Origin of the sequence: Clostridioides sp. ES-S-0005-03 (assembly GCF_020658455.1) — a bacterium.
GTDB lineage: Bacteria > Bacillota > Clostridia > Peptostreptococcales > Peptostreptococcaceae > Clostridioides.
Window position 1 is genome coordinate 227,567 of sequence record NZ_JACVWI010000003.1, and the last position, 14,270, is coordinate 241,836.

11 protein-coding genes and 1 other annotated feature are annotated in these 14,270 nt (G+C 29.2%); all 11 genes read left to right on the forward strand.

Translation table 11 applies throughout. The annotated features are described in order from the left end of the window. Positions 1-422: 422 nt before the first annotated feature. The gene (locus IC218_RS13785; RefSeq protein ID WP_227824716.1) at positions 423-1,799 is read left to right on the forward strand and encodes a TrkH family potassium uptake protein; all 1,377 of its coding nucleotides are present in this window, start codon (positions 423-425) and stop codon (positions 1,797-1,799) included. A 215-nt stretch (positions 1,800-2,014) separates the two neighbouring features. After that, positions 2,015-2,686 carry a potassium channel family protein gene (locus IC218_RS13790; protein WP_227433473.1) on the forward strand — a complete coding sequence of 224 codons (672 nt, stop codon included), beginning with the start codon at positions 2,015-2,017 and terminating at the stop codon, positions 2,684-2,686. Between the two features lie 199 nt (positions 2,687-2,885). Further along, positions 2,886-3,683: a TrmH family RNA methyltransferase gene (locus tag IC218_RS13795; RefSeq protein ID WP_227824717.1), complete on the forward strand. Its 798-nt coding sequence runs from the start codon at positions 2,886-2,888 to the stop codon at positions 3,681-3,683. A 198-nt stretch (positions 3,684-3,881) separates the two neighbouring features. Beyond that, positions 3,882-4,116: a binding site (T-box leader), on the forward strand. Between the two features lie 49 nt (positions 4,117-4,165). Beyond that, a complete protein-coding gene (gene pheS / locus IC218_RS13800; RefSeq protein ID WP_227433471.1) occupies positions 4,166-5,185 on the forward strand; it encodes a phenylalanine--tRNA ligase subunit alpha in 1,020 nt (339 codons plus the stop codon). A 16-nt stretch (positions 5,186-5,201) separates the two neighbouring features. Beyond that, positions 5,202-7,595, forward strand: a complete 2,394-nt coding sequence (gene pheT, locus IC218_RS13805; protein ID WP_227824718.1) for a phenylalanine--tRNA ligase subunit beta — start codon at positions 5,202-5,204, stop codon at positions 7,593-7,595. Between the two features lie 23 nt (positions 7,596-7,618). Then, positions 7,619-8,209: a cell division protein ZapA gene (zapA, locus tag IC218_RS13810; RefSeq protein WP_227433469.1), complete on the forward strand. Its 591-nt coding sequence runs from the start codon at positions 7,619-7,621 to the stop codon at positions 8,207-8,209. A 203-nt stretch (positions 8,210-8,412) separates the two neighbouring features. Further along, positions 8,413-9,096, forward strand: coding sequence for a YoaK family protein (locus IC218_RS13815; RefSeq protein WP_227433468.1), 684 nt, complete (start codon positions 8,413-8,415; stop codon positions 9,094-9,096). 125 nt (positions 9,097-9,221) lie between these two features. Then, complete coding sequence (locus IC218_RS13820; protein WP_227824719.1) at positions 9,222-11,747, forward strand: U32 family peptidase; 2,526 nt, start codon at positions 9,222-9,224, stop codon at positions 11,745-11,747. A 103-nt stretch (positions 11,748-11,850) separates the two neighbouring features. Then, a complete protein-coding gene (locus tag IC218_RS13825; RefSeq protein ID WP_227824720.1) occupies positions 11,851-12,429 on the forward strand; it encodes an HD domain-containing protein in 579 nt (192 codons plus the stop codon). Between the two features lie 212 nt (positions 12,430-12,641). Continuing rightward, a complete protein-coding gene (locus IC218_RS13830; protein WP_227433465.1) occupies positions 12,642-13,118 on the forward strand; it encodes an NUDIX hydrolase in 477 nt (158 codons plus the stop codon). A gap of 104 nt (positions 13,119-13,222) precedes the next feature. Next, complete coding sequence (locus tag IC218_RS13835; RefSeq protein ID WP_227824721.1) at positions 13,223-14,044, forward strand: nitroreductase family protein; 822 nt, start codon at positions 13,223-13,225, stop codon at positions 14,042-14,044. Positions 14,045-14,270: the final 226 nt, after the last annotated feature.

The following is a 14,270-nucleotide window of genomic DNA, read 5'->3' on the forward strand; positions in this document are numbered from 1 at the left end:
TCCTCCAATCATGGATATAGTTATTAGTTATTTTACTATATTAAATATAAAAAATGCATATTAAGAAAATTTAATATAAAAATATGGACAAGATTATAGATAATATAAAAATTTAACTTCAAGAAAATATATGAAAATTGTATTGGTAAAATGATAAATAAATTTTAAGTATAAAATACGAAAAACTATTCTACTATTAGACTTATTATATGCAAAAAATATAGAAATTTTTGATGTAATTGAAATTAAAAGACATATATAAAAATTTGCAATATTCTAAACAAAATTTATAAAAATTCATATCATTGTCTTTATACAATATTTATACTATAATAGAGTAATAATTTAGAGGAAAACTCTAAAAATAAACAAATTAAAGGTCTTAACAGTAATGATTTTATGTTAAGGAGGTATAAAGAAAGTTGAAAACAATAGTTAGAAGACTTATTCTCTACGCAGATGGAATGCGACCTACTCAAATAATAGTATCTGGGTTTGCAGCAACTATTTTAATTGGAGCAATATTGTTAACACTCCCGATATCGTCACAGAGTAGAGAGAGTATAGGTTTATTAAATGCTCTATTTACAGCTACTTCAGCGGTTTGTGTTACTGGTCTAGTTATGGTAGATACAGCAACTTATTGGAGTTTATTTGGACAGATAGTAATAATAACATTGATACAAATTGGTGGTCTTGGATTTATGACCGTAGCTACAATGTTTTCACTTATGGCACGAAAAAAAATACAACTAAGAGAAAGATTATTGATACAAGAATCATTAAACCAAGCAGACTTATCAGGGCTAGTAAAACTTACAAGGTTTGTATTAATAATAACTATAACCATAGAGGGAATAGGAGCACTAGTCTTATCAACTGTCTTTATTCCACAATTTGGTTTATCTAGAGGGATATGGTATAGCGTATTTCACGCAATATCAGGGTTTTGTAATGCCGGATTTGACTTAATGGGTAGTGTAAGTGGGCCATTTACATCGCTAAATTCTTATGTAAACAATTTTATAGTATCAATGACTATTTGTGCACTTATAGTGTTAGGTGGATTAGGATTTCCAGTTGTTCTTGATATTGTAAGAAAAAGAAGATTTTCAAAATTAAATGTGCATTCTAAAGTTGTTTTATTTTCAACTGCAATACTTATTTTAGTAGGTGCAATATTTATTTTTCTTATAGAGTTTAACCAAAAGGCCACTATGGCAGATTTACCTGTAAAAGGGAAAATATTATCAGCGATATTTCAATCAGTAACAGCAAGAACTGCTGGTTTTAATACACTTGATTTAGCTACTTTACAAGAAAGTAGTATATTTATAATGATAATTTTGATGTTTATTGGAGCATCACCTGCATCTACTGGTGGAGGTATCAAAACAACAACATTAGCAGTTTTAATAATTACAGTTAGAAGTTTTTTATCAGGAAAATCTGATATAGAAACTTTTGAGAGAAGACTGGCTCCAACAACTATAAAAAAATCTCTAGGGATATTTGTAATTAGTATATCCGCAGTTATTTTTGGAACTTTGATTATTTCAATAACTCAACCTAAGTTTACACTAGTTCAATCAGCATTTGAGGTTACATCAGCACTAGCTACAGTTGGTTCAAGTTTAGCTGGAAGTGCAAATCTAAATGCTTTAGGTAAGGTTATAATAATAATCTTTATGTTTATGGGGAGAGTTGGTTCTCTTACTTTATTTATGGCTATACTTTCTGGAGGTAGAAGAAAGAGTCAGCCAGTTAGATACGCAGAAGGCAAGATTATGGTTGGTTAGAGTACCATTTATTAGATAAATCTATTAATAATGATATATAATCTAGGAAAATGAATTTGATATAATCAATTAAATAAATCAATTAATGATAGAAATAATCTAGCAAATAAATTTAGCTATGATTAATAAAATAAAAATATTAAAATTAATTTATCTATATAAAAGTTAATTTAATAGATATTATACAAATTGTGTATTAGGGAGGAAGTTTCGAGATGAAGCAATATATAGTCATTGGATGTGGGAGATTCGGAAGTTCAGTTGCATCTACTATGCATCTTTTAGGACATCAAGTAATGGCAATAGACAAAAATGAAGATTCAGTTCAAAGTATATCTGATAAAGTAACTCATTCACTTATAGTGGATGTTACTGAGGAACAAGCATTAAGATCATTGGGTTTAGGTAACTTTGATGTAGCAGTAGTTGCAATAGGTTCTGATATAAGAGCATCTATAATGGCGACTCTTATAGCCAAAGAAATGGGTGTAGAGTTAATAATATGTAAGGCAAAAGATGAATTGCAAGCCAAAGTTCTTTATAAGATTGGTGCAGATAGAGTTGTATTTCCAGAAAGAGATATGGGAGTAAGAGTTGCACATAATTTAGTTTCTGACAATATATTAGACCATATTGAACTTGACCCAGAATATTCAATTGTTGAAATCGTAACTCCAAATGGTTGGGTTGGTAAAACACTTGTAGAACTTGAGCTTAGAGCTAGATATGAGATAACTGTGCTTGCCATCAAGACTGGTAAAAATATAAATGTGACACCTTCTCCTGATGAGGAACTTACAGCTGGAAGTATATTGGTTATAATTGGTCAAAACACTAGCATAACAGCTATTACATCTGGAAATAAGGGTATAATTAGAAGAAGATAGTTTATTATTTAAGATATATTTGATTGCAATGAAAGTAGATAGTATTATATAATTATGAATAGTTATATGATACTATTTTTATTTTAATCGAGAATAGAGTTTCAATCGAGAATAGAATTTTAATAGAAATAAAGATTTTAGAAGTAGGATAAAGAATGATAAGGAGGTTGTGCTAATATCAAGTTAGCATTTATATAAAATGATTACAACTATAAGCAGTAAGGATAATGAAAGATTAAAATATACTAAAGCATTATTAAAGTCAAAAAATAGAACAAAAGAATCAAAGTTCATAATAGAAGGGTACAGAATAGTAGTGCTTGCACTTGAATGTAATGCAAATCTTGATTATGTATTTATCAATGAGGATTTTGAAAATAAAAAGGAACACATGGAATTATTAGAAAACTTAGATAAAAAAAACACAAATATATATAAGACTACTAATAAAAACTTTAAGGAACTTGTAGACACAGAAAATACTCAAGGTATAATAGGTGTAGTTTCATTTAAGGAAAAAAATTTAAAAGAAAGTATAAATGAAAAAGATAAGTTTGTATTAATTTTAGACAGAATACAAGACCCGGGAAATATGGGAACAATAATAAGGACTGCTGACTCTGCTGGAGTAGATGCAATAATAGCACTAAAGGGATGCGTCGATATATACAATCCAAAAGTAATTAGGTCAACTATGGGCTCTATTTTCGATATGAATATAATCAATGCCATACAAGATGAAACTGTGGATATACTTAAATCACAAGGATTTAATATAGTTTCAAGTTATTTAAATACAGATAATTTTTATGACAAAATAGACTACGGTTCAAAAGTAGCTTTGGTGATAGGAAACGAAGCAAATGGGATAAATGAAGAGCTTGTATCAGAATCTGATATTTTGGTTAAAATACCTATATATGGCAAAGCTGAGTCGTTAAATGCAGCAATAAGTTCTGCTATATTGATGTATGAAATAAAAAAATACTTAATTTAATGTATTGTAATAAATATAATGTCGTGTTATAATCTTGAATTAAATAGTAGAGTATCAAAAATAGTCAATATATTTTAAGCATGATTGATAAAAATATTATATGATTGTATTTTAAAATAGTCACAATAAAATAATCATATAGATAATCACAAAATGTAGATATAAATGATATAATACTAAAATAAACAATATAATATTGTAAATGCAATGAAAGAGGAAAGTATTTTGATTAAACTTAGTAAAGAGATAAACACCTAGGCTGGGAGTGTTTTCTAAGAGGTCAGGAGAAGTTCCCTCTAGAGTAACAAAGCTGAAATTTGATAGTAGGCTTTGACGTGAAAAACGCGTTAAGTTTGTTAGAGGTGGTTTGATGATTTTTAGATTGTTAAACTACTAGGGTGGTACCGCGAAACTATAGCCTTTCGTCCCTAGACAGGGATTGAGGGGCTTTTTTTATACAAAAAAACGAAAGGGTGATATGTGTGCAAGAAAAATTACTTGCTTTACGTGAAGCAGCTTTAGCTGAAATAAAAGAGGCACAAAGCATAGAAAATGTAGAAAGTTTAAGAGTTAAGTATTTAGGAAAAAAAGGTGAGATAACTGCCATACTTAAAGAGATGGGTAAATTATCTGCTGAAGAAAGACCAGTAGTTGGAAAAGTTGCCAATGATGTAAGAGAGAATATTGAACTTAGCATAAATTCTAAAAAAGAAGAAATAAATGCTATTGAAAAAGAAAGAAAGTTAAGAGAAGAAGTAATAGATGTTACTCAACCTGGAAAAGTATTGAAAGTTGGAAAGAAACATCCAATAACTCAAATTATAGATGAAGTAACAGATATATTTATAGGAATGGGATTCTCTATAGCAGAAGGTCCAGAAGTTGAAACAGTTGAAAATAACTTTGATGCATTAAATGCTCCTAAAGACCATCCATCAAGAGATATGAGTGATACATTCTATATCAATGATGGTGTATTACTTAGAACTCAAACGTCTCCAGTTCAAGTAAGATCTATGAGAAGCCAAGAGTTACCAATTAAAGTAATAGCACCAGGTAGATGCTTTAGATTTGATTCACCAGATGCGACACATTCACCAATGTTCCATCAAATAGAAGGACTTGTTGTTGGAAAAGATGTTACTATGGCAGAATTTAAAGGAACTATGGATATCTTCGTTGAAAAATTGTTTGGTTCTGATATCAAAACTAAGTTTAGACCTCATAACTTCCCATTTACAGAACCAAGTGCAGAGGTTGATGTTACTTGTTTCAAATGTGGTGGTAAAGGTTGCCCAATGTGTAAGTATGAAGGTTGGATAGAAATATTAGGTTCAGGTATGGTTCATCCAAATGTACTTAGAAATTGCGGAATAGACCCAGAAGTTTACAGTGGATTTGCATTTGGAGTTGGGGTTGAAAGACTTGCAATGCTTAAATATGAAATAGATGATATTAGATTATTATTCGAAAATGATATGAGATTCTTAAATCAATTTTAATTAGGAGGGTGTGTAGATGTTAGTATCTTTAAAATGGCTTAGAGACTATGTCGATATAGACATGGATGTAAAAGAGTTCGCTGATAAAATGACAATGACAGGAACTAAAGTTGAAACAATAGATTATTATGGTGAAGAAGTAGAAAATATATTAGTTGGAAAGATTTTAGAAATAAAACAACATCCAAATGCTGATAAGTTAGTTGTAACTAAAGTAGATGTTGGAGATAAAGTTGTTCAAATAGTTACAGGAGCTACAAATATATCAGAAGGAGATTATATTCCAGTAGCTGTAAATGGTTCTAAATTACCTGGAGGAGTTGAAATTAAACAAACTGACTTCAGAGGTGAATTATCAGATGGTATGATGTGTTCAGCAGCTGAATTAGGTATAGATGAACATTATATTGAAGAATACAAAAGAGGTGGTATATATATTTTAGACCACGAAGACTCTTATGAATTAGGAAAAGATGTAAAAGATGTATTAGGATTGAATGATGCTTTAATAGATTTTGAATTAACTTCAAACAGACCTGACTGCAAATGTATGATGGGGATAGCTAGAGAAGCGGCTGCAACTATAGGAACAAAAGTAAAATATCCTGAAATAGAAGTAAAAGAAAGTGACGAGGAAATAGACTTCAAAGTTGAGATAGATAATCCAGATTTATGTAGAAGATATGTTGCTAGAATGGTAACTGATGTAAAAATAGAACCTTCTCCATACTGGATGCAAAGAAGACTTACAGAAGCAGGTGTAAGACCTATAAGTAACATAGTTGATATAACAAACTTTGTAATGTTAGAGCTTGGTCAACCACTTCATGCTTTTGATATAAATCAAGTAGAAACAGGAAGAATAGTAGTAAGAACTGCTAAAGATGGAGAAAAGCTTGTAACACTAGATGATGTTGAAAGAACATTAGACAAAGATATGTTAGTTATAACAAATGGAGAAAAATCACTTGGTCTAGCTGGTGTAATGGGTGGTGCAAACTCAGAAATAACTGACAAGACAAAGACTGTACTTTTCGAAAGTGCCAATTTCAAGCCAGAAAACATAAGAATGACAGCTAAAAAAGTGGGAATTAGGTCAGAAGCATCTTCAAGAAATGAAAAAGCCTTAGACCCTAATCTTGCAGAAATAGCAGCAAATAGAGCTGTACAACTTGTTGAAATGTTAGGTGCTGGAAAAGTATTAAAAGGAACTGTTGATGTATATCCAAATAAACCAGAACCTAAAAAATTAGTAGTAAATCCTCAAAGAATCAACCATCTTTTAGGTGTAGATGTACCAATGGAACAATTTGTAGGAATTTTAGAATCATTAGAATTTAAATGCAATTTAATTGCTGATGATAAGCTAGAAGTAGATGTACCAAGTTTCAGAACAGATATGGAGCAAGAAGCTGATGTATGGGAAGAAATAGCTAGAATTTATGGATTTGAAAATATACCTTCTGTACAATTAGAAGGAAATACAACTGCAGGGGTTAAAACTCCAAAACAAAAATTCATGGAAGCGCTAAAAAATAATTCAACTGCTGTAGGATTAAATGAAATATTAACATATTCATTTGTAAGCCCTAAGGGAGTTGACAAGATAAGAGTACCAGAAGGTAATATAAAGAGAAACTTTGTTAAGTTGATGAACCCATTAGGAGAAGAAACTTCTGTAATGAGAACTACTTTAATACCAAATATGTTAGATGTTTTATCAACTAATATATCTCATAAGATAGAAGAAGTATCAGCATTTGAGTGTGGACATATATTCACACCACAAGATTCAGAACTTCCTATGGAAGCAAATAGAATGTGTGTAGGTATGTATGGTAAAGATGTAGATTTCTTTGCATTAAAGGGAGCTATAGAAACTGTACTTGTAAATGTAGGATTTAAAGATTATGAAATTGAACCTCAAGATAATAATACTACCTTCCACCCTGGTAGATGTGCTAAAATAGTGTATAATAATAAATATGTAGGTACATTAGGTGAATTGCATCCAGATGTTATAGAAAACTACAATCTAGGGCAAAGAGTTTATGTTGCTGAAATAGATATTGATTTTGTATTTGATAATTCTGATAGAACAAAGAATTATGTACCATTACCAAAATATCCATCTACATCTAGAGATATAGCTCTTATTGTTAAGGATGATGTATTTGTAAAACAAATAGAAGATATAATAAAGGAAAATGGTCAAGGATTAGTAGAAAGCTACAAATTATTTGATGTTTACAAAGGTTCTCAAATAGAAGCTGGATATAAATCAATTGCATATTCAATAACTTATAGAAGTAAAGATAAAACTCTAACAGATGAAGAAGTAGCTAAGGTGCATGATAAGATATTAAGTGAATTAAGCAAAAAATTGAATGCTAACTTAAGATCAAATTAACAACTAATGTCGGGGAGGTTAGGATGAACAAAGTAATGGTAAAAATCCATGGCGCTGAGTATCCAATGGTTGGAGACAAGTCAGAGAAATTTATGATTAGTATTGCTGATTTTGTTGACAAAGAAATGGATAAGATAACACGTCAAAACCCGAAGCTAAGCTTATCAGTTGCTGCAATATTAACTGCATTAAATATATCAGACCTTTTATTTGAATGTTCAGATGAAAATGAGAGGTTGATTAAAGCTAATGAAGAATTGAGCAAGAAGGTTGGTTCATCCAACGAAGAACTTCAATTAGAAATCAAATCTTTAAAACTTACAATAGCAGAAAAAGAAGCAGAAAATCGTGAAACTGAAGCTAAAATGAAAGAGTTAATTGAGATTATAGAAAATAAAAAGCAAGAAATATTTGAACTTAGTAATACAACAGAAGGCTCTAAAGCCGAGTTAGATGCTTATAAAAACAAGATAGAAGAGTTAACTGCTCAGCTTGAAGAATCAAATGAAAGAGCTACTATAGCTGAAAATTTAGCTTCTGAGTTTCAAAACAAGGCTTATGATTTACAGCTAAAATGTACAGGGTTAAATAATGATGTAAAAAACGTGGAATAAATTAAAAGATTTGCTGTCTCTTGTTTTTTGAGACAGCTTCTTTTAATTTATAAATAATAAATATAAATAACATGTAATGTATACATATAACTAGTGTATAAATAATATGTAAATATAAAATTTTTTTAAAATATTAAAATAAAAAATAATATCTAAAAGAATTTTGATTTGGTATCTATCAATAGAAAGTGAGATGTTTATATATGACAAAACAGAGCCAGATGTCTGAATCATTCTTCTTATGCGCTTTATTGGCAATAACAGGAGGATTTTTAGATATTTATACTTATGTAGTAAGAGGAAAAGTATTTGCTAATGCACAGACTGGAAATATAGTTTTATTTGGTCTTAACATAGCAGAAGGTAATGTCAGGAAATCTTTTTATTATTTTATTCCTATTTTGGCTTTTATTTTAGGGGTGTTGATAGCAGAAAAAATAAGAAATCATTTTAAAAATAATAATAGAAAGATTCATTGGCGACAAGTTATCATTGGAATTGAAATGATTACTATACTTATTGTTTCTTTTATTCCTCAAGGAAAATTTAATATGTTTGTAAATGTTGCTATATCTTTCATTTGTTCAATGCAAGTTGAGAGTTTTAGAAAGGTAAATGGCAACACATTTGCAACAACAATGTGTACTGGTAATTTAAGAAGTGCTACAGAAACACTATTTCATTATGTGCAAACTAAAAATATTTTTATGATAAAGAAGAGTTTGCAGTATTATGCTATTATTATATTCTTTATTTTGGGAGCTATTTTGGGAACTGTTTTTACAAAGATTTTTGTGGAAAAATCTATATTAATATGTTTCCTTATTTTATCAGTAGTCTTTATAGTTATGTTTATCAATAAAGATGATTCTTTTAATTTAAATTAACAAAACAATAGAGTCATTATTTGATATACTTTAAATATAGTAAGTAGTATATAAATTTAGTGTAAATGTGTAAATTATAGACATGATAACATTAAGTTTAACAAGTATATATAGAGGAGAAAAATATGAAAAAAATAGAATTACTTGCACCAGTTGGCTCTTTTGATTCCTTGAAAGCAGCAGTACAAAATGGGGCAAATGCTGTGTACTTAGGTGGAAAAGACTTTAGTGCGAGAGCATCTGCAAATAACTTTGATAGAAATGAGTTGATTGAAGCTGTTAAATATTGTCATATAAGAGGAGTACAAGTATTTGTCACTGTAAATACATTGATAAAACAGTATGAGATAGAAGATTTTGTCGAGTATGTAAAATTTTTATATGATATAGATATTGATGCATTAATAGTTCAAGATATAGGTATGGCAAGGCTTATAAAAAAATTACTACCTGATTTTGAATTACATGCAAGTACTCAGATGGTAGCTCATTCGCTAGAAGATGTAAAATACCTTAAAAGCGTAGGATTTGATAGGGTAGTTTTGGCAAGAGAATTAAATGTTGATGAGATAAAATGGATTTGTGAAAATACAACTGTAGATGTAGAAGTATTTGTGCATGGGGCTTTATGTGTATGTTATTCAGGTCAATGTCTTATGAGTAGTATGATAGGAAACAGGTCTGGAAACAGAGGAAGATGTGCACAACCATGTAGACAAAAATATGAGTTAATAGATATAAATACAGGTGAAGTTGTAAATAGTAATGGAGATTACTTATTAAGCCCTAGAGATTTAAGTACTATAGAAGATTTAGACAAAATAATCGAAGCAGGGGTATTATCTCTAAAAATTGAAGGAAGAATGAAAAAGCCAGAATATGTAGCTACTGTAGTTTCAGGATATAGAGAAGCGATTAATGAGTTTATAAGTGAGAATAAAATAAATATTTCTGAGGAAATAATAAATAATTTGTATACTATCTTCAATAGAAAGTTTACTAAAGGATATATATTAGGTGAAGTTGGTAAGGATATAATGAATTCTGATAGACCTAACAATCAAGGTCTATATGTTGGAAAAGTCTTAGACCATAATAGAAAAACAAAGAGACTTAGAGTGATACTAGAGAATACCCTTAAAAAAGGAGATGGAATCAACTTAGGTGGAGGAACTATTGGAAGAATTATAAAAGATGGAGAGATAACTACAATAGCACACAAAGGAGATTTAATCGAATTAGATTTTATTGGGGAAGCAAAGAGAAATCAACTTATATTCAAGACTTCAGACAGTGAATTAATGGACAAAGTACAGTCTACATTTCAGCAAGATAAAGAACTTATAAAAACTAACATAAATGCAAAAGTAAGTATTAAACTGGGTGAAAAGCCAGTACTCTCTATAAGTGATTTTTGTGGTAATAAAGCAGTTGTAGAGGGTGAAAAGGTAGCTGAAAAAGCTATAAAAGTTGCTTTAAGTGAAGAAAAAATCGAAACACAGATTCAAAAACTTGGAAATACGCCTTATAAATTAAAAGATATAGACATTGATTTAGACGAAGGTGTAAGTATACCTATAAGTATATTAAATCAAATGAGAAGAGATTGTATTGAGCTTTTGGATGAGGAAAGAATAAGGATAAAAGAGAGAAGATTTAAGGAAAGTAAATTAAAATATAAACCAGCTAAAATAAATCGACATAAAGAATTTAATACAACTCCTAAACTTAGAGTTAAAGTTAAGAATTTAGAGCAATTAGAAGCAGTACTAAAATATAATGTAGATTTAATTTATTATGAAGATATAAATACGCTATTTGAAGCTTTGGAAATAGCTTCAAGTATTTCTAAAGAATCAGTTAATTTAAGTTCAAATATAGATAGTGTAAATTCTTCATTAAATATAGATGATGTAAATGTTTCAAGTGAAAGAACATCTAGCTTTGAAGATAGATTAATCTATTCAGCACCAAGAATTATTAGAAATAGAGAATACAAACAGTTTGAAGTATTAGATAATATAAAAGGGCTTAATAAAATTCAAATTGGTAATTGGGGTTCTATGGATTATTTTAAAGATAAAAATCTAAATATAGATTGCTATTTGAATACTTTTAATAGTGAAAGTATAAATCACTTTAGGGATACAGGAGCAAGTACGGTTTGTTTATCACAGGAGTTAAATTTAAGTGAAATTGAACAAACATTAAAATATACAGATGCAGAAATTGAAGCAGTGATATATGGATATACGCCTATGATGGTCACAGAATACTGCCCTATGGGGGTTGTTGTTAGAGATTGTAAAAAAGATAAGAGAGTAGCTAAATGTAAGGAGAGCAGTTATGCTCTAAGAGATTTTACAGATGCAAGTTATAGGATAACACAAGATATATTCTGTAGAAGCACTATTTACAATTCAAAGGTAACATGTATGTTGGATAATCTTTATGAATTAGATGAGATTGGAGTAGATGTATTTAGAATAGATTTTACAGTGGAAAATAGTGAAATGGTAGAGAAAGTTATTGAAGCTCATATTGAGGTTTTAAACAATAATTATAAACTTGGAGAAAAAGCTACTAACTTATATAAGCAATTGGATGAAATTGGAACAGTTGCAGGACACTACTATAAAGGTGTAGAATAGATATAACATGAAAAATATACATAAATATATAAAAACTCTTGAATTTATGTGTATTAATATATAAAAATATCATATCTATGAAAAAACAGGGGGATTACTGAAAATGAGAGAAGAAGCTTTAGACATTTTATTTAAGTATTTAGAAACTGATAGAATGAGAAAACATTGCTATGCAGTTGAAGCAGTTATGAAAGATTTAGCCAAAAGACTAGAGCCAGAGAAAGAAGAAAAATGGGCGGTTGCAGGTCTTTTACATGATTTGGATTCAGATATAGTTGGAAGAAAGCCAGGAGAAATCTGTGAAGGTCATGCAACAACAACTGTAGAACTTCTCAAAAAAGAAAATTTTGGTGATGAAGAAATGTATAGAGCAATACTTGGTCATCATGATGGTATGGGGGTTACAAGAACTAGTTTAATGGAAAAAGCTATATATGCAGCAGACCCTATAACTGGATTTATAACTGCAATAGCTTTAGTTTATCCAGATAAAAAACTTATGAGTGTAAAGACAAAATCTGTAATTAAAAGAATGAAAGAAACAAGATTTGCTTCAAATGTAAATAGAGATGCAATGAGAAGTATAGAAGATATAGGGATTCCATTTGATGAATTTGCAGAGCTTTCTCTTAATGCAATGAAAAATATTAGTGATGTACTTGAAAACAATGAAAATGAGTAAATAAGGAAAATAACAATAAATTTAAAAATGTGAATTGGCAAATAATTAGTTTAAATAAATGACTATAATTAATATAAACTTAAGGTCAACTTGTTAATAATTGACTGCAATGAGTAATTATAGTGATTCTTTGCATCAGTAATTATAGTAATAAACTTAAATATATAAAATAAGTAAATGAAAAATAGAAAAGAGAAAGTAAGGCGAAGTATATGAAACTTACGACTATTTGTTATATAGAAAAAGATAGTAAGACTTTAATGTTGTATAGAAATAAGAAGAAAGATGATGTACATGAAGGTAAGTATGTAGGTGTTGGTGGAAAATTTGAGCAGGGAGAAACACCAGAAGAATGTATAGTCAGAGAAGTTAAAGAAGAAACAGGTCTTACTCTTAAGTCATTAACATATAAAGGATTGATAACTTTTCCAAAATTTAAAGATGAAGAAGATTGGTATATGTTTTTGTATTTTTCAGATGAATTTGAAGGAACTTTATCTAACAAAGATTTAGATAATTGTAAAGAAGGCAAGTTACTTTGGGTTGATAATGATAAAATATTTGACTTAAATATGTGGGAAGGCGACAGATTATTTTTAGATTGGGCTAAAAAAGGCAAAATTTTTAGTGCAAAGATAACATATGATAATGGTAAATTGAAAGATTACAGTGTAAATTTTTTAGATTAATTAAAAAATTAAAGCCTATGTATTGTTAAAAAAATAAAAATTGACTAGGACAACTATTTGATTTATACTAGAGTAAAAATTTTAAAATGGAGGAATAATCTGGAATGATAGACATAAATTTAGACAAATGTGTAGGATGTGGTATGTGTGAGTCAGACTGCCTTGTAAATGCAATAAGGGTTAAAGAAGATAAAGCAAAGGTGAAAAATATTCTCTGTATTAATTGTGGTCACTGTATGGCTATATGTCCAACAGATGCAATAGAAATGCAGGGATTTGATAAAAATGAAGTATTAGAATTCAATCATGAAAATTTTGAACTAGAGCCTGAAAAATTACTAAACTTTATCAAATTTAGAAGAAGTATAAGAAGCTATAAAGACATAGAGGTAGAAGAAGAAAAAATAAAAAACATAGTAGAAGCAGGAAGATACACACCAACAGGTGGAAATAGACAACCGATAAGATACATATTAGTAAAAGAAAAACTAAAAGAAGTAAAAGAATTAGCAATAGAAGGGCTTTATAACTTGGCATTAAATACTGATGATGAAGACCCTGTACGTTCTATATATAAAAATACATTTAAGAGAATGTACAAAAGATATAAAGAAGAAGGATATGATTCTCTATTCTATGATGCACCATTACTTATGGTAGTAGTTGGTGATACTTCTTTAGGAGGAAGTGTATATGTAGATGGTGGATTAGCTGCGTCTAATATGGAGCTTATGGCTTATTCTCAAGGATTAGGAATGTGCTACAATGGATTCTTTGTTATGGCATCAAATGTAGAGCCAAAGTTAAAGGAATTATTGGGAATGAATGATAATGAAGCAGTTATAACTTCATTTATATTGGGATACCCAAGTGTAAAATATAAGAGAACTGTAAATAGAAATAGTGCTAAATTTGAAATAAGATAGAACTTAGAATGTATTATATACTCGAGATTAGCACAAGATAATGTATACATTTAATATAGTAAATTTGTTGTAATAATCAAATAAATCAGTTATAATCTAGGTATATTGTATATGGTGAGGATATTTAAATTTTTAAGTAAATTTTTATATCCTTTTTTATGCTAATCTACTTTTTCATATCTAAAAGTTTAAGTAGTAATTTGCATTGTAAATCTTAATTATATGG

Bases quoted from the DNA above. Each gene is read 5' to 3' on its own strand.
- IC218_RS13790 (WP_227433473.1), top strand. From the start codon at position 2,015: ATGAAGCAATATATAGTCATTGGATGTGGGAGATTCGGAAGTTCAGTT.
- IC218_RS13795 (WP_227824717.1), top strand. From the start codon at position 2,886: ATGATTACAACTATAAGCAGTAAGGATAATGAAAGATTAAAATATACT.
- pheT (WP_227824718.1), top strand. From the start codon at position 5,202: ATGTTAGTATCTTTAAAATGGCTTAGAGACTATGTCGATATAGACATG.
- zapA (WP_227433469.1), top strand. From the start codon at position 7,619: ATGAACAAAGTAATGGTAAAAATCCATGGCGCTGAGTATCCAATGGTT.
- IC218_RS13815 (WP_227433468.1), top strand. From the start codon at position 8,413: ATGACAAAACAGAGCCAGATGTCTGAATCATTCTTCTTATGCGCTTTA.
- IC218_RS13820 (WP_227824719.1), top strand. From the start codon at position 9,222: ATGAAAAAAATAGAATTACTTGCACCAGTTGGCTCTTTTGATTCCTTG.
- IC218_RS13825 (WP_227824720.1), top strand. From the start codon at position 11,851: ATGAGAGAAGAAGCTTTAGACATTTTATTTAAGTATTTAGAAACTGAT.
- IC218_RS13830 (WP_227433465.1), top strand. From the start codon at position 12,642: ATGAAACTTACGACTATTTGTTATATAGAAAAAGATAGTAAGACTTTA.
- IC218_RS13835 (WP_227824721.1), top strand. From the start codon at position 13,223: ATGATAGACATAAATTTAGACAAATGTGTAGGATGTGGTATGTGTGAG.